This window comes from Streptomyces sp. GC420, from assembly GCF_009916105.1.
Lineage (GTDB): Bacteria > Actinomycetota > Actinomycetes > Streptomycetales > Streptomycetaceae > Streptomyces.
On the sequence record NZ_JAAAXQ010000005.1, the window covers coordinates 41,447 to 57,082 of the forward strand.

Sequence of the window (15,636 nt, forward strand, 5' to 3'; positions counted from 1 at the left end):
GGCGCGGGAACGGCGGCAGCCGGCGTCCCAGGACGCCGACCGCCGCCGTTCCCGCAGCGCCTCAGCCGCTCCCGCTCACCGCGTCCCCCCGCCCAGGGCGTGCGCGCGGATCCGGGCCATCAGCCCGGCCTGCCGCACCAGTTCGCGGTGGTGCGCCGCCCGCGCCGCCGGATCGCGCACGGCGTCGTGGAACGCGGTGAACACACCGAGGAACTGGTCCGACGCCGGGGCGAGGATCCGGGTCTCCCGGTCCTTCTGCTGCAGGCGCAGTACCGGACGGGCACTGCGCGAGGGCGTGAACGCCCATTCCAGGACCAGGCGCCCCTCGCTGCCCCAGAGGTCGTAGGTCGACCGGTAGCCGTGGGACAGGCCGAAGGAGCAGTTCGCGGTGACACCGTCGTCGTCGCACAGCAGCGCCACCCCGGAGACGTCCACACCCAGTTCCGGATCGGACTTCAGCCCGGCTCCCAGCACCCGCGGCGACGACGCGAGATACTCCTGGGCCGCGCGCACCGGATAGCAGCCGACCTCCCACAGCGCCCCGCCGCCGAGGTCCGCCTGGTACTTGATCCCGCGCGGGTCGGTCGGCGGAATCCCGAACACGCCGTTGTAGGAACGCAAGTGCCCGATCGCTCCGCCGGTCACGAGGGACCGCGCCAGGTCGTGCTGGGGGTGCCGGAGGAACGCGAAGTTCTCCATGACGAGCAGTCCGCGCTCCTCGGCGAGCGTGACGAGTGCCCGGGCGGTCTCCTCGCCGGGCACCGCGGGCTTCTCGATCAGGACGTGCTTTCCCGCCTCCAGCGCCCGGCGTGCCCACAGGGCGTGCTCACTGTTCGGCAGCGGGATGTAGACCGCGTCGATGCCGGGCAGCTCGAGGAGCCGCTCGTAACCCGCGACGGCCGCGCAGCCATGAGCGGCCGCGACGCCCTCGGCCTTCTCCCGGGAGCGGCTCGCGACCGCCATCAGCCGGAACGGCGACTCCCGGATCGCCGGGAGGGCCCGCCGTACGGCGATGTCGGCGCACCCGATGATGCCGATACCGGCCCTTCGCTCGGATTCGGGAACGGGCGTCAGATCTTCGATTCTCACAAGTCCACCTAAACGACGATGGGAATTCGTATGCCGAACCGGTGTGGCGTCAGCCTGGGTAAAGCGACCCCTGTTTGTCAACATTCACGCTATTCATTGGACAGTGGATTGGAGGAGGCTTTCGGCCGGGTGTTGCCCGGATATAAAGTGCGGGCATCACCCAATTGGCACGAAGCCACTGAGGAGGTGCCACGGTGAAGGGAATCATCCTGGCCGGCGGTAATGGCACGAGGCTCCATCCGATCACTCTCGGTGTCTCGAAGCAAATGCTGCCGGTCTACGACAAGCCGATGATTTACTACCCGCTGTCGGCCCTGATGCTGGCCGGGATCACCGAGATCGAGATCATCACCACCCCCGACGACAAGGAGATGTTCCGCCGGCTGCTGGGCGACGGCTCCTGGCTCGGCATCTCCCTGACCTACGCGGAGCAGGACAAGCCCCGGGGACTCGCCGACGCGTTCCTGGTCTCCGCGGACCACATCGGCGACGACTCCGTCGCCCTGGTGCTGGGTGACAACATCTTCCACGGATACGAGTTCGGGCCCCTGCTCCAGCGGGCCTCGCACGACATCGAGGGCTGCGTCCTGTTCGGCTACCCGGTGCGCGATCCGGAGCGCTACGGCGTCGGCACGGTCGACGAACAGGGCAGACTCATCGCCCTCGAGGAGAAGCCCGCGCGTCCGCAGAGCAACATGGCGATCACCGGGCTGTACCTCTACGACAACCAGGTCGTCGACATCGCCCGGCAGCTGCGGCCCTCGGAGCGCGGCGAGCTGGAGATCACCGACCTCAACCGCGTCTACATGGAGCGGGGCCGGGCCAGGCTGATCCCGCTCGGCCGCGGATTCGTCTGGCTGGACACCGGAACCCACGACGCGCTCATGGAGGCCGGGGACTACGTCCAGGTCCTGGAACACCGCCAGGGCGTGCGCATCGCCTGCCTCGAAGAGATCGCCTGGCGCATGGGATACATCGACCAGGCCTCCTGCTACCGGCTCGGAAGCCGCCTCGCCCACTCCTCCTACGGGCAGTACGTCATGGAAATGGCCCGGGCGGGCTGACGCCGGACGGGATACCGCAGCGCCGCATTCACCTCCTCACCGGAAGAAGTGCAATCGCCATGAAACTCTTGTTCACCGTCGGTGGCAGCCAGGCGGCTGTCTTCGGTGTCGCCCCCCTCGCCGCGGCCGCGCGCAACGCGGGCCACGAGATCCTGCTGGCCGCCGACGAACCGATGATGGCGTCCGCACAGTCCGTCGGGCTTCCCGCGGTGTGCGTCACCCCCGAGCGCATGCGCTACGGCCAGGACGCCATGACGGCCACCGTCCGGCTCGACGCCCTGCTGGAGCTGACGCGGCAGTGGACCCCCGACCTGGTCGTCGGCGGCCTGTCCCACGTCCCCCGGGTGCTCGCCGCCCGGCTCAAGGTCCCCTACGTCCGTCACATATGGCACATCGCCGCGATGGCGCGCCGGGACCGCACGGCCGTGGCGGAGCTCCAGCCGGAGATGGAGCGGCTCGGCGTCACCGAACTGCCGGCTCCCGACCTCTTCATCGACCTGTGCCCGCCGTCCCTGCGCCCGCCCGGCGCCCCCGCCGGACGGCCGATGCGCTGGGTCCCCCGGGTGCGCCAGAGCCGGATCGAGCCGTGGATGTACACCCGTCCCGGGGGACGCCGCCGGGTGCTGATCACCGCGGGAACCCGCAACCTCGTGCTCGACACCCCCGGCAGCTCGCTGCACCGGCTGGTGGACGAACTGACCGGGTCGGGAGCCGAGGTACTGATCGCCGCGCTCCCCGAGGCCGCCGAGCGGTTCGGCCCGGAACTGGGCGGCGTGCGCATCGGCTGGATCCCCCTGGACGTGGTCGCCCCCACCTGTGACCTGGCGGTCCACCACGGCGGCGCGTCCACCGCCATGACCTTGATCAACGCGGGCGTCCCCCAGCTGATCGTCCCCGACAACGGCTACGGCAAGGCCGTCGCGGAGGCCGTCAGCGGCTTCGGCGCCGCCGTGATGGTGGACGGTCACCGGCCGGAGGCGGGCCAGGACCCGGACGAGGTGACGGCCGCCCGCTGCCGGGAGGTCCTTTCGGACCCCCGGTACGCCGAGCGGGCACGGATCCTCGCCGCGGAGGCCGCCTCGCTGCCGACCCCCTCCGAGGTGCTGTGCGAGATGGAAGCCCTCGCCGCACGCTGACCGGCGCCGCACGTCGGCAGGCGCCGCACGCCGGCCGGCGGCCCGCCCGGCCGCGGACACGCGAACCGCCCTGAAACCGACGGAGGGAGCCTCCGCGGTCTCAGGGCGATCCGCGTTGCCGGGGCGATGCGCCTACCGGGACGCCAGCGCCTCCAGCCTGGGCACGATCTCGGCGGGCGTGGGGAGCGTCGAGATCTCCTTGGCGAGGAACTGCACCCGCTCGGTGTAGCCCGGGTTCTCCAGCAGCTCCCGGCAGGCCGCGGCGATCACTTCGCCCGGAGCCTTGTCGGGCTCCTGCGCCTGCGGCCACAGCGTCTTGCCGGCCCCGAAGCCGCTGACGGCGGCGGCGATGGCCTCCCGGTGGTAGTTCGGGGGGAACTCCGGCGGGTTCTCGGGGATGATCAGCTGCGGCACGCCGTTGGCCATGAGAGTCGTGGCGGTGGTCGCGCCGCCGTGGTGGACCGCCAGGTCACAGGTGGCGGCGGTGACGTCGATCGGGATCCAGCCGACGCGCGCGTCGCCCAGCTCCGAGCCGAACCGCTCGGCGGCACCGGGGGACGCCGCGATCAGCACCTCGGCCCCCAGCTTGCCCAGCTCGCTCACCAGCAGCGGCATGGACCAGCCCGGGTCGCGGAACATGAGGCTGCGGAAACCCGAGGTGATCAGCACGCGGCGGCGCCCCTCGGGGCGGGTGTACATCCAGCGCTCGAGCCGGCGCTGCGGGTTGCTGGGGATCCAGCGCAGCGGCTGCGCGGCCGGGTCGTGGGCCGGCCGCAGCGACGGCGGGGTCGAGTCCAGGAGCAGGTCGGGCTTGAGCAGCCCGTCCACTCCCAGCCGCTCCAGCTCCGGCCGGAGTTCCTCCTCGGCGCCCGGGTCGATACCGGTGAGGGGAATCCCCAGGTACTCGACCTGGCGCACGTACGGGACCTTCAGGTGGGCGGCGAGCAGCATCGCCGCGTAGCTCTGCGAGCTGCCGACGACCACGTCCGGGGTCCAGTCCTTCGCCAGCTCCAGGAGGGACTTCACCCCGGCCAGACCCATCTGCGCGAAGCCGCGGCCCTGGCCGAACATCTCCTCGTCCCCCAGCTCCCGGGGGAACCGCAGGCCCTTGCCCGGGTTGCTGATCCGCATGAAGTGCCGGATCGGGTCGACGGTGAAGCAGAAGGTGGGAAGGCCGATGGCCTCCGCGGTCTCCACCCACGGTTCGTGGGCGGCCAGCATGACTTGGTGGCCCGCGTTCCGCGCGGCCGTCGCCAGCGGAGCGGCGGCATAGTAGGTGGCCTGGCTGCCCGTGGTTATGAACAGGATTTTCATGGCACTCCGGATGCTTTTCGAGGGACGCGGCCTAAAGCATTTACGAACAGCACCGATGGTCCGCAACGCGGCCTTTTCCTGTCAAACAGCTTCAATTGACAAGCCTGTTCAATCGCGGATTTCCCGCAGTTGAACGAGGCGTACGCCGGACCTCATTGCGCAGCCCTTGGCGGCTGACCATCATGAGGTCGGTACGTGTGGCCAGGAAGCCTCAGGAAAACGGACATCGAAAGTCGGTGGCACGCATGAACAATCTGATCTACAACGCCCGAATGGCTCTCCGTGACGTCATGGAAGTGAACATCTTCACCCAGGGAAACGACAAGGTCTATCTGACTGTTTTCCCTGAGCTGGTCTGGGAGGGCTCGGAGAAGGCGCAGTCGGAAAAGGTCGTCCAGTCCGTCATCGACCGCCTCCACGACATGGACCTGGACGTCGCGGGCGGCGAGTCGGCCGTCCAGACCCTCCTGGACTCAGGATCCGTGGAGATCATCCGCAAGGCCGCCTGAACGAGTGCCCGCGCCGGCCCCCGCCGCGGGCACTCGCCGTTCTCGTCAGTGATGGCCGCCCGCGTGCAGATGGGCGGCCGGGCCGACCACGAGGGGACGCACCATGTGCTGCTCGTGCTCCAGCATGTGGCAGTGGTGGACGCCCCTGCCGACGACGGGGAAGCGGACGGCCACGGTGACCAGCTCGCCCGGGGTGCCGTTCGGACCGGGTCTGATCTGGCCGGCCGTCCCCACCCTGATGGTGTCCTTCTCCCCGAGCTCGTGCGGTTCGAGCTCCGCCACCGCCTGGAACGCGACCGGCCTGGCCGAGCCGCGGACGGCCTGGTCGAACCCGGTCACGTCGTAGTTCTCCCGGGAGAGGACCTGGAAGTGGGCCAGGTGGATGTGCATGGGGTGGGGGGAGGCGGCGAGGTTGAGGTACTTCCAGATCTCCACGCCGCCGTGCGCCGCGGTGAACGTGTTGCCGTCGTCGTAGCGCATGGCCGTCCTGCGCAGCGTGGTGACGGTGCCCCCGGCGTCCCGCACCTGGACGATCCCGGCGGCGGGAAACGTGATCCCCTCCGCGCCGGTCTCCTCCATCTCCCAGAGCTCGGGCACGCCGGCCGGGCCGGGACCGACCAGCACCACCCACCGGGGGGCCCGGTCGTGCGGCAGGTCGTCGTGGGCGGGCCGCTTGAAGGCGGGGGAGACGACCTCGGGCAGCGTGAAGCGGGTGGAGGGTCTGCGGTCGGCGACGCGGAACTGCATCACGTCGGGTTCCAGCAGGTCGTGGCGCTTGCTGGAGCCGCCGGGCGTGACGCCCTCCAGCGTGTTGACCAGTTTGAGCGACCGGCCGGGGAACGCGCCGAAGTCGACCAGCACGTCGGCGCGTTCGCCGGGGGAGAGGTTGAGCGCCCCGTCGACCGGCAGCGGCTTGCCGATCAGGCCCTGGTCGGTGCCGATCACCTGGAACGCCCCGGGGACGGGACGGCCGTCGGCCAGCAGCATCAGCCGGTAGATACGGGAGTTCGCCGTGTTGACGATCCGGAACCGGTACCAGCGCGGGCCGACCTCGAGATAGGGCCAGATCACGCCGTTGACCAGGGTGTAGGGGGCCGCGTGCGGACGCATGAGGCGCTTGGCGCCGACCATCTCCACCTTGTGCACCAGCCGGCCGGTGAGGGCGCCCGATGCGTCCAGCCCGAAGTTGCGGTCGCTGAGGACCAGCGGCACCTCGTGTCCGCCCCTGGGGAGGTCCAGCGCCCGCTCCTCCGCGTCGCGGGAGACGAACAGGCCCGCGAGACCGGCGTACACGCTGAAGCGGCTGACGTGGTGGGTGTGGTCGTGGTACCAGAGCGTCGTCGCGGCCTGGTCGTTCGGGTACGCCGACAGCTGTACGTCGCCGGGCGCGAGAAGGTTCTCCATCCAGCCGTCGTTGCCGCCGCCGGTCAGCATGCCGTGCAGGTGCACCGCGGCCCACGGATCGAGGCCCGCCACACCGGGGACCTCCTGACAGCCCTGCGTGCCGGGGTAGTTGGAGAGCGGATCGGGGGAGGGGCCCCCGGGCAGGCCGAAGTCGACGGCGGTGACCGGGATGTTCCCCGTCAGCCGGTTCTCCCAGGCGACCCGGAGCCGGCGGCCGCGGACCGTCTCGATCGTCGGACCCGGGTAGACACCCTCGTACGTCCACATCGGAACCGGCGGGAGCTCGGAGTGCAAGGTGACGTCGGCGGTGCGCATGCGCACGGTCAGCTCGTCGTGGCCGCCGTGGCCGCGGGGGCGGAGCACCGGCGGCTCTCGCAGCGGGTCCTTGAACTTGGTCAGCCTCAGTCCGTCCGCCGACGGCTCGGGCCCGCCGGGGGCCGCGTCCCTGGGCACGGCGAAGGCGGGGACCGAGGACATGAGTGCGCCCAGGCCGGCGACGGCGCCACCCCGCAGCAGCGCACGACGGTTGACTCCGGACGGGTCCGGTATTTCGGCAGATGCAGTCTCCACTCGCCGGATGTTAGGGAGTGACCCCTCCAGAAAGGCTTGAAGTCCACTTCACCACACAGCAGTTGGTTCCTGGCGCCGCGCCCTCGGCGGCCGGGACCTGCACGTTCTGCGCCCGCGGGCCGCGCCCTACACGACCGCCGCCTCGGTGTCCCGGTGGACGAGCGTGGCGTAGCGGCCGCCGAGGCCGAGCAGCTCGTCGTGGGTGCCGCGCTCGACGATCCTTCCCCGTTCCAGCACGATGATCTCGTCGGCGTTGCGGACGGTCGACAGCCGGTGGGCGACCGTGATGGTGGTGCGGCCCGCGCTCGCCGCGTCGACGGCCTTCTGCACGGCCTGCTCGGTGCGGGTGTCCAGGGCGCTGGTGGCCTCGTCGAGCACCAGGACGGGCGGGTCGCGCAGGATGGCACGGGCGATGGCCAGCCGCTGCTTCTCCCCTCCCGAGAACCGGTAACCGCGCTCACCGACCACCGTGTCGTAGCCGTCGGGCAAGGACATCAGGTAGTCGTGGATGTGCGCGACCCGCGCCGCCGCGACCAGTTCCTCGTCGGTCGCGTCGGGCTTGGCGAACCGGAGGTTGTCGGCGACCGACGCGTGGAACAGGCAGGTCTCCTGGGAGACGACGCCGACCGCGGCGGCGAGCGTGTCGAACGACAGGTCGCGCACGTCGACACCGTCGATCGTGACGACGCCGCACGTCGCGTCGTACAGGCGCGGGATGAGGTAGCTCAGCGTGGTCTTGCCCGAGCCGGTCTCCCCGACGACGGCGAGGCTGCGCCCGGCGGGGACGGTCACGTCGACGCCGTCCAGCGTCGGCCGCTCCGCGCCCGCGTAGGAGAAGCCGACCCCCTGCAGGCGCACCTCGCCCCGCAGGCGCGCCGGCGTGACGGGCCGCTCCGGCTCGGCGACGTCGACGGGCATGTCGAGGTACTCGAAGACGCGCCCGAACAGTTCGAGTGAGCTCTGGATGTCCAGGCCGATGGTCAGGAGCCGCTGCGCCGGCCGGTACAGGATCTGCTGGAGGGTGGCGAAGGCGACCAGGGCGCCGATGGAGATGGACATGCGGCCGCCGCTCGCGGTCAGCCCCGCCACCCAGTAGATCACCGCGGGCATGGCGGCCATGACGATCCAGATCGTGGACTGGTACCACAGGCCCGTCGTGCTCGCGCGCACCTCGATGTCGGTGAGCCTGCGGGACTGCTCGGCGAACGCGTCGCTCAGCGAGCGCGAACGGCCCATGGTGTGGCCGAGCATGATGCCGCTGACCGACAGGGACTCCTGCACGTTCGACGACAGGTCGGCGAACTGGCGTTGCCGGGCACGGGTGACGACGCGGAGTTCGTCTCCGACGTGGCGGCTCACCCAGACGAAGCCCGGGAGCACGATCAGCGACGCCAGCGTGAGCCGCCAGTCGAGCAGGAGCATGGCGGTGACCGTGGTGATGACGGTCGTCACGTCCGACACCAGCGCCGTGGCGGTGGTCGTCACGGTCACCTGCATCCCGCCGATGTCGTTGGCGATGCGCGACTGGACCTCACCGGTGCGGGTCCGGGTGAAGAAGGCCAGGGACATGCGCTGGAGGTGGGAGTACACGGCGGTGCGCAGATCGTGCATGACGAGCTGGCCGACCCTGGCGGAGAGATAGGTCTGCCACACGTTGAACGAGCTGGTGGCGACCGAGACGACGATCATTCCCAGGGCGAGCAGCGACAGCAGCCCGGTCCTGCCCTGAGGCAGCGCCACATCGATGATCTCGCGGATCAGGAAGGGATTGACGAGGGAGACCAGGGACGAGCCCGCGACCAGGAACGCGACGCACAGCAGGTTCTTGCGGTAGGGGCGGAACAGCCTGAGGATGCGCCGCTTGTGCACGGGAAAATGAGCAGTGGCCGACCCGGTGGTGGTCACCCTGGTCTCCTTCTCTTCGGTCGTGTCCGGTCGATGGCGCCGCAGGACGGGCACAGGGCCGGACCCGCCGTCGCCGCGCGCCGGTCCGGTCGCGCTCCGGGGCGCCGGCGGGGCCGCGGTGCGAGCCCCCCCGGGGGGCCGTGCCTGTCACAGGTACCTGACCAGCGCCGTCCACCGGGCGAGCTCGTCCTCCGGCAGGTACGGCGGCAGGCAGGGCAGTTCGGCGGGTGGGATCGCGTCGTCCGTCCACGCGTGGGGCGGACACACACCGGTCCACGCGAATCCCATCCACAGCAAGCTCTCGCCGAGGCGCTTGCCCATGGCTGTCACGGCGGACCTGCGCCTCGACCGCATGTCAGTCTCCATTCCGCCGGTGGACCGTCCCTCGCCACCTTGCGTGACGCACCTCAAGGGGCAACGGGTAAGCCGTCGAATATCGCTGGAGGGGACAGCGGGCCGCGCCCGTGCCCGGTCCGCGCGACGGGACCGGCCGCGGGGGCCGCGTTCCTCCTCCTCACCGGGACGGCAGGGCCTCCTCATCGCCCGGCACGGCGCCGACCACCTCCGCGGCGCCGATCCGCAGCCGGCCCGAGGCCCGCAACTCGCCGACCGCGGCGGCCAGCGCGGGCGCGATGCGGTGGCGGTGCACCTCCCAGGCGCGCAGGTCCTCCCGGAGGAAGCGGGCCCGGTCGGCCGCGGACAGCTGCTGCCACAGCGCCGCCGTGATGCGGGCGCGCGGAGGAAGTCCCGCCCGTGATCTCACTCCTTGATTCATTCGGCCTCGGCCCGATGCGCGCCGCCCGGAAACAGCGAGGGAGCGCAACGCCTCGCTGGGCATCAGGCCCATTCGTCCTCGTCGGCGGCGTCGTTGGTGCGGACGACCGCGAAGGCCTCGCCCGCCATGCCGGCGGTGAGGGTCATGCCGTCGGCCGGGTCGATCAGCAGGAACGAGCCCGTCCGGCGATTGGCGGCGTAGCTGTCGAGGGCCAGCGGTTCGGCGGTGCGCAGCACCACGCGGCCGATGTCGTTCACCCGCAACGTCTCGGCGCCGGGGCGCTGTTGGAGCGTGTTGACGTCGACCCGGTACGAGATGTCCTTGACCAGCGCGCGCACGGTCCGGGTGGTGTGCTTGAGCAGCACCCTGGCGCCGACGCGCAGCGGACGCTCGTGGAGGTGGCAGACGTGGGCCTCGACGTCCCGGGTGACCGGCGGGGCCGAGGCGGCCGGCGCGATCAGGTCGCCGCGGGAGACATCGATATCGTCGGCGAGCCGCACGGTGACCGACTGGGGCGCCCAGGCGACGTCCCTCTGCTCGCCGAGCACGTCGATGGCCGCGACCGTGGTGGTGTGCCCGGAGGGCAGGACGGTGACGGGGTCCCCGACCAGCAGCACGCCGGAGGCCAGCCGGCCCGCGTAGCCGCGGTAGTCGCGGTGCTCCGCGCCGGGCGGGCGGATCACGTACTGGACCGGGAAACGCGCGGGATCCCCGCCCGGGTCGCCGCCGACGGGGACGGTCTCCAGGTGCTCCAGCAGGGTCGGCCCGCCGTACCAGTCCATGTGGGCGGACGGCTCGACCACGTTGTCACCGGCCAGCGCGGAGACCGGGACGACCACGACGTCCGCGCACCCCAGGGAGGCCGCGTAGGCGGTGAAATCCTCGGCGATCGCGGCGAAGACGGGCTCCTCGTAGCCGACCAGGTCCATCTTGTTGACGGCGAGGACGACGTGGGGGACGCGCAGCAGGGCGGCGACGGCGGCGTGGCGGCGGGTCTGTTCGACGACGCCGTTGCGGGCGTCGACGAGGATGACGGTGAGGTCGGCGGTGGAGGCGCCGGTGACCATGTTGCGGGTGTACTGCACGTGGCCGGGGGTGTCGGCGAGGATGAATCGGCGCCGCGCGGTGGCGAAGTAGCGGTAGGCGACGTCGATGGTGATGCCCTGTTCCCGCTCGGCGCGCAGGCCGTCGGTCAGCAGCGCCAGGTCCGGGCCCTCGGCGCCGCGGCTGAGGGAGGCGGCCTCGACGGCTTCGAGCTGGTCGGCCAGTACGGACTTGGAGTCGTGCAGCAGCCGCCCGACCAGGGTGGACTTGCCGTCGTCGACCGAGCCGGCGGTGGCGAGGCGCAGCTGCGAGGCGGGGGCGGATTCCCGGGTGACGGTCATGGCTAGAAGTACCCCTCGCGCTTGCGGTCCTCCATGGCGGCCTCGGAGAGCCTGTCGTCGGCCCGGGTGGCGCCGCGCTCGGTGAGGCGGGACACGGCGATCTCGGCGACGATGTCCGCGTTGGTGGCGGCGTCGGAGTCGACGGCACCGGTGCAGGACATGTCGCCGACGGTGCGGTAGCGGACCAGCCGCCGCTGCGGCGTCTCGTGCTCCTTGGGTCCGCCCCACGCGCCGGCGGTCAGCCACATGCCGTTGCGGCTGAACACCTCGCGCTTGTGGGCGTAGTAGATCGCCGGGAGCTCGACGTCCTCCCGCTCGATGTACTGCCACACGTCCAGCTCGGTCCAGTTGGACAGCGGGAAGACGCGCACGTGCTCGCCGGGCGCGTGGCGGCCGTTGTAGAGCGACCACAGCTCGGGGCGCTGGCGTCGCGGGTCCCAGGCGCCGAACTCGTCGCGCAGCGAGAAGATGCGCTCCTTGGCCCGGGCCTTCTCCTCGTCGCGGCGGCCGCCGCCGAAGACCGCGTCGAAGCGGTGGGACTCGATCGCGTCCAGCAGCGGCACGGTCTGCAGCGGGTTGCGGGTGCCGTCCGGGCGTTCGCGCAGCCGGCCGTCGTCGATGAAGTCCTGGACGCGGGCGACGTGCAGGCGCAGGCCGTGCCGCGCCACCACACGGTCGCGGTGCCCGATGACCTCGGGGAAGTTGTGCCCGGTGTCGACGTGCAGCAGACAGAAGGAGACCGGCGCCGGGTGGAACGCCTTGAGCGCCAGGTGCAGCATGACCAGGGAGTCCTTGCCGCCGGAGAACAGGATCACGGGCCGCTCGAACTCACCGGCCACCTCGCGGAAGACGTGCACGGACTCCGCCTCGAGGGCGTCCAGGTGCGACAGCGCGAAGGGGGTCTGCGGCACCTCGGCCAGGATCCGGTCCGCGGGCGTCATGCCAGGCCCCTCTCGGTGAGGAAGGCGTGCAGTTCGGCGGAGGAGTCGGCCACCGACCGGCTCTGCGTCCGGATGCGCAGCTCCGGGATCCGCGGGGCCTCGTACGGGTCGTCCACGCCGGTGAGGCCGGAGATCTCACCGGCGGCCTGCCGGGCGTACAGGCCCTTCACGTCGCGCTCGGAGCAGAGCTCGACGGGCGTGTCCACGTGGATCTCCAGGAATTCCGTGCCGCCGGCGGCGTGCCGCTCGCGGACGGCGGCGCGGGAGGCGGCGTACGGGGCGATGACCGGGGCCAGCACCATGACGCCGTTGGCGGCCAGCTTCTGCGCCACGAATCCGACCCGGGTCACGTGGGTGTGCCGGTCCTCCCGGGTGAACCCCAGCCCCTTGGACAGGAACTCACGGATCTCGTCGCCGTCGAGCACCTCGACCTTGCGGCCCTCGGCGCGCAGGCGCTTCGCCAGTGCGCGGGCGAGGGTGGTCTTGCCCGCGCTGGGCAGCCCGGTCAGCCACACGGTGGCGCCGCGCTCGCAGGCGGCGGCTGCGGGGGCTGCCTCCGCGGTGGCCCCGGCGGCCGGGGTGTGAGCTGTGGTCACGGTGATGCTCTCCCGATCGTGAGGTGACGTTGAGGTGACGGACTGTCAGAGACCAGGGTGTGTGCCGGACCCCTCCCCGGCCCGGACACCGGCCCGTCCGCGTACGCGTCCACGTCCCGCCGGGTCCGGCGCCCGGCCGGCGCGGGGCCCGGACCGGAGGCCCGACGGTCCACGGCCTCCCCGGGCAGCAGGCCGTGGACCGCGCGGCCCGCGCCCCGCCCCGCTCTCCCGGGCGGCGGCGGCCCCGGTCGTCCACGGCCGCCCGGAGCGCGCGACGGGAGCGGGACCCGGGTCGCCGTCCCGCAGGACGACGCCGGGCGCGGCGGGAGACACACGGGCCGCGGGACCGCCGGGGACACGGGTGGCGGGACCTTCTCAGGCGGTGGCGAACTCGGCCAGGGTCCGGCCGAGCACGTCCATGGAGATCCGGTGCCAGGAACCGGGCAGTTCCAGTGACCGGGCGTTGGGCAGGGCCGCCGCGGTCGCCTGCGCCGCCGCACGCAGCCAGGCGCTGGTGTTGTCGCTGTTGAGGACCAGGGTCTGCGTCGTGCAGCCGGCGAGCCGGCCGGCCGGGACGCTGCAGTCGCCGCAGATCGCCAGGTCGTAGGCGAGCGTGTGGGCGTTCGCCTCGCTCACCGCCCAGATCGGGCCCTTGCGCCACTCCGCGACCGTGTCCGGGGTCAGACCCAGGAAGCTGCCGAGGAAATACTCGACCGCCTCCGTGCGCCGGTCCTCCTCCATGAGGACACGGAGCGTCTTGGCGACATTCCACGGGGGCTTCGGGTATCCGTCGACCCGGTAGCACGGCTCGTGCAGCGCCAGCCTGGTGATCGGGACACCGGCGAGCGCCGCCTCGACCGCCAGGTTCGCGCCCGAGGACCCGGCGAACACCACCGCCGAGCCACCGGCCTCCTGGATCACCGCCTCCAGATCCTCGATCTCTCGCGCGACGGCGTACTCGGGGCAGTCGCCGCTCTCGCCGCGCCCCCGGCGGTCGTAGACATAGGTGGTGCAGTGCGGTGTCAGCTCGGGGACGAGCGCGTCGAAGATGGTGTGATCGCGGAACGAACCGTTGAGGAGCACGATCGGCGGGCCCTCGCCCGCCTTCTCGTAGGCGATCGTCGTGCCGTCCCGGGAAACGACCTTGCGCATCACGCACTCCTCACGCCGAACGGAGGTGCTCTCACCTCCCCGCATGTCGGCATCCTCGGGCGTCTCGCTGGACCACCGGTCGAGGACCGGTCGCGGGGCCCCGGCCCTCCGCGCCCCGGCCCGGCCGCGCGGGCACCGCTCGCGTCGACGGTGCCTCCCGCGCCGGGCGCGGCACACACCGGGCACCCCGGCGCCGTCGCAGAGCCGTGCGCGGGCCCGGGGAGGACAGCGGCGCTTGCGAGGCCGAACGGGCCCGCCCCGCGCCCCTGTCCGCGAAGTCCCAGGGCAGCGGCCGCACCCGGGAGCCGCCGGGCCCTCTTCGCCGTCCGGCCGCGCACGACCTGCCGGTGCCGACGCCGGTCACCCGCACCGTTCCTGAAGACCGAGCGGGAACGAGCCGGTTCGGCCGCACGCCCCGAACGGTCCTGGGCGCACTGGTCCCCGGCGTACTCGGCCCCGGGGCAGCGGCACGGATCCTGTCCGTGGTCCGAATCCCGGGGAGGCCGGTTCCCTCACGATCCGGCCGGACGGATACGGCCAGTGGCGACGCGGAGGCCCGGACCCATCACTCCGTGGAGCGGGGCCCCGCACCCCCCGGCTACCGCTGGGGGTGCCCCCACGCGCCGTACCCGGCGAAAGGGGTTGACGGCTGCTCGCCGGGGAGTGTGCACGAGGCCGAGTCGGCCCGGTCGTGCGACGGCCCGCTTGCGTGGCGGGCAGTGCGGGCTACGGCGATCAGACGACCTGGGGGACGGCCACCCGGTGCCGGCTTCCGGGGCCCGGGGGAGTCGGCGGGCCCGACGGCGCCGTACGGGAAGTCCGCGGCTCCCCGGGCGTCCTGCGCGGCGGGCCCCAACGGCCCGGTGGCCGTGCATTTCGGTTCGCGTTTCCGGTGGCTCGTGACAGGCGGTGGGCCGGTGCCGCGGACCCGGTGCCGTCAGCGGCGCGTCAGTCTTCTGGCAGCACCCGGGGCGACAGTGGATCGGGACCGTCCCGTCCCGCCGCCGAACACCGGGAGACCGACTTGGCTTCCTCCCCCGTCCGAAGGCGGGGGATTCCAGCGGTCGCCCGCTGGGGTTCCTGCGCCACCGACGACCGCCCCGTCCGGGAGGACTCCCGTTGAGGTCCTACACCGTCTCCACAGGCCGATGCCGCCGGCCCGGCGGCAAGAATGTTGCGCGCCGCGTTCACGTCGCGGTCGTGCACGGCGCCGCAGTCGCACGTCCACTCGCGGACGTTGAGCGGCAGCCTCTCGCGGACCGTGCCGCGGCGGACGCAGCCGAACGTGCGGGACAGAAGCGGTACTTGAAAGCCCGCTCACCCTGCCGCGCACACCTCACCCTCTGTCAGCTTGCGTGTCGGCAGGGCGCGTTGGGTGGCCTGCGGCGGACGGCGATCCGTCTTGCCCTGCCCTGCTCCGCCGGAGCCCGATTCTCCCCCCGCAGGCGGGAGGTACCCCCCACCCCCGACCAAAGGCGGGGGTTTCTCGATGAGCAGCCCCTTTCCAGGACCCCGAGGGCACGCATCCCGTCCCGGTCGACGACGAGGGCCGGCACCTGCCCCGGCCGTCCTTCACCGGGGCGCCGGCCGGGAGGAGCGCCGCGCTGCCGACCACCGACCGGGACACAGCGCGCTCACCCGCCTCACGGGCACCGGGCGGGCACGTGGCCCAAGAGCCCGATCGGCGCCGTGAAGGACACAGCGGCCCGCACCGGCTCCGCCTGTCCTGCGGCGTCCTGACGGAAGCCCGCGCGGCCAGGGAGCGGTCGGCACGGCCACGGCCACCCGCCCCGCCC

13 protein-coding genes and 1 pseudogene are annotated in these 15,636 nt (G+C 72.1%); 3 read left to right on the forward strand and 11 right to left on the reverse strand.

Annotation, left to right across the window (positions count from 1 at the left end; all coding sequences use genetic code 11):
* Nucleotides 1-75 precede the first annotated feature (75 nt).
* Nucleotides 76-1,089, reverse strand: coding sequence for a Gfo/Idh/MocA family oxidoreductase (locus GUY61_RS01590; protein ID WP_313896452.1), 1,014 nt, complete (start codon nt 1,087-1,089; stop codon nt 76-78).
* Between the two features lie 194 nt (nt 1,090-1,283).
* Here GUY61_RS01590 and rfbA point away from each other — a divergent pair, with 194 nt between their 5' ends.
* Nucleotides 1,284-2,153, forward strand: coding sequence for a glucose-1-phosphate thymidylyltransferase RfbA (gene rfbA / locus GUY61_RS01595; protein WP_166628208.1), 870 nt, complete (start codon nt 1,284-1,286; stop codon nt 2,151-2,153).
* Nucleotides 2,154-2,212: 59 nt separating this feature from the next.
* Nucleotides 2,213-3,289: a nucleotide disphospho-sugar-binding domain-containing protein gene (locus GUY61_RS01600; RefSeq protein WP_166628209.1), complete on the forward strand. Its 1,077-nt coding sequence runs from the start codon at nt 2,213-2,215 to the stop codon at nt 3,287-3,289.
* 132 nt (nt 3,290-3,421) lie between these two features.
* Here the strand turns inward: GUY61_RS01600 and GUY61_RS01605 are convergent, their stop codons facing one another.
* Nucleotides 3,422-4,603: a glycosyltransferase gene (locus GUY61_RS01605; RefSeq protein ID WP_166628210.1), complete on the reverse strand. Its 1,182-nt coding sequence runs from the start codon at nt 4,601-4,603 to the stop codon at nt 3,422-3,424.
* A 245-nt stretch (nt 4,604-4,848) separates the two neighbouring features.
* On the opposite strand from GUY61_RS01605, the gene GUY61_RS01610 reads away from it, so the two are divergent.
* Nucleotides 4,849-5,112 carry a hypothetical protein gene (locus tag GUY61_RS01610; RefSeq protein ID WP_166628211.1) on the forward strand — a complete coding sequence of 88 codons (264 nt, stop codon included), beginning with the start codon at nt 4,849-4,851 and terminating at the stop codon, nt 5,110-5,112.
* Nucleotides 5,113-5,157: 45 nt separating this feature from the next.
* Here the strand turns inward: GUY61_RS01610 and GUY61_RS01615 are convergent, their stop codons facing one another.
* The 9 genes and pseudogenes from GUY61_RS01615 to GUY61_RS01655 all read right to left on the reverse strand — a co-directional run.
* On the reverse strand, nt 5,158-7,086 hold the full coding sequence (locus tag GUY61_RS01615; RefSeq protein ID WP_166628212.1) for a multicopper oxidase family protein: 1,929 nt from the start codon (nt 7,084-7,086) through the stop codon (nt 5,158-5,160).
* A 126-nt stretch (nt 7,087-7,212) separates the two neighbouring features.
* Nucleotides 7,213-8,991: an ABC transporter ATP-binding protein gene (locus GUY61_RS01620; RefSeq protein WP_313896454.1), complete on the reverse strand. Its 1,779-nt coding sequence runs from the start codon at nt 8,989-8,991 to the stop codon at nt 7,213-7,215.
* Between the two features lie 147 nt (nt 8,992-9,138).
* On the reverse strand, nt 9,139-9,345 hold the full coding sequence (locus GUY61_RS01625) for a hypothetical protein (RefSeq protein WP_166628214.1): 207 nt from the start codon (nt 9,343-9,345) through the stop codon (nt 9,139-9,141).
* 160 nt (nt 9,346-9,505) lie between these two features.
* The gene (locus GUY61_RS01630) at nt 9,506-9,754 is read right to left on the reverse strand and encodes a hypothetical protein (RefSeq protein ID WP_166628215.1); all 249 of its coding nucleotides are present in this window, start codon (nt 9,752-9,754) and stop codon (nt 9,506-9,508) included.
* Nucleotides 9,755-9,828: 74 nt separating this feature from the next.
* The gene (locus GUY61_RS01635; RefSeq protein ID WP_166628216.1) at nt 9,829-11,151 is read right to left on the reverse strand and encodes a sulfate adenylyltransferase subunit 1; all 1,323 of its coding nucleotides are present in this window, start codon (nt 11,149-11,151) and stop codon (nt 9,829-9,831) included.
* Between the two features lie 2 nt (nt 11,152-11,153).
* Nucleotides 11,154-12,092, reverse strand: a complete 939-nt coding sequence (gene cysD, locus GUY61_RS01640; RefSeq protein WP_166628217.1) for a sulfate adenylyltransferase subunit CysD — start codon at nt 12,090-12,092, stop codon at nt 11,154-11,156.
* On the reverse strand, nt 12,089-12,688 hold the full coding sequence (cysC, locus tag GUY61_RS01645) for an adenylyl-sulfate kinase (RefSeq protein WP_166628218.1): 600 nt from the start codon (nt 12,686-12,688) through the stop codon (nt 12,089-12,091). The genes cysD and cysC overlap by 4 nt, the downstream gene beginning before the upstream one ends.
* A gap of 375 nt (nt 12,689-13,063) precedes the next feature.
* Nucleotides 13,064-13,840 carry an alpha/beta fold hydrolase gene (locus GUY61_RS01650; protein ID WP_166628219.1) on the reverse strand — a complete coding sequence of 259 codons (777 nt, stop codon included), beginning with the start codon at nt 13,838-13,840 and terminating at the stop codon, nt 13,064-13,066.
* A 948-nt stretch (nt 13,841-14,788) separates the two neighbouring features.
* Nucleotides 14,789-15,118 (reverse strand): annotated as a pseudogene (locus GUY61_RS01655) (zinc ribbon domain-containing protein); the annotation flags it as partial.
* Between the last annotated feature and the right edge of the window lie 518 nt (nt 15,119-15,636).

Bases quoted from the DNA above. Each gene is read 5' to 3' on its own strand.
- GUY61_RS01600 (WP_166628209.1), top strand. From the start codon at position 2,213: ATGAAACTCTTGTTCACCGTCGGTGGCAGCCAGGCGGCTGTCTTCGGT.
- cysD (WP_166628217.1), bottom strand. From the start codon at position 12,092: ATGACGCCCGCGGACCGGATCCTGGCCGAGGTGCCGCAGACCCCCTTC.
- GUY61_RS01610 (WP_166628211.1), top strand. From the start codon at position 4,849: ATGAACAATCTGATCTACAACGCCCGAATGGCTCTCCGTGACGTCATG.
- GUY61_RS01605 (WP_166628210.1), bottom strand. From the start codon at position 4,603: ATGAAAATCCTGTTCATAACCACGGGCAGCCAGGCCACCTACTATGCC.
- GUY61_RS01625 (WP_166628214.1), bottom strand. From the start codon at position 9,345: ATGCGGTCGAGGCGCAGGTCCGCCGTGACAGCCATGGGCAAGCGCCTC.
- GUY61_RS01650 (WP_166628219.1), bottom strand. From the start codon at position 13,840: ATGCGCAAGGTCGTTTCCCGGGACGGCACGACGATCGCCTACGAGAAG.
- GUY61_RS01635 (WP_166628216.1), bottom strand. From the start codon at position 11,151: ATGACCGTCACCCGGGAATCCGCCCCCGCCTCGCAGCTGCGCCTCGCC.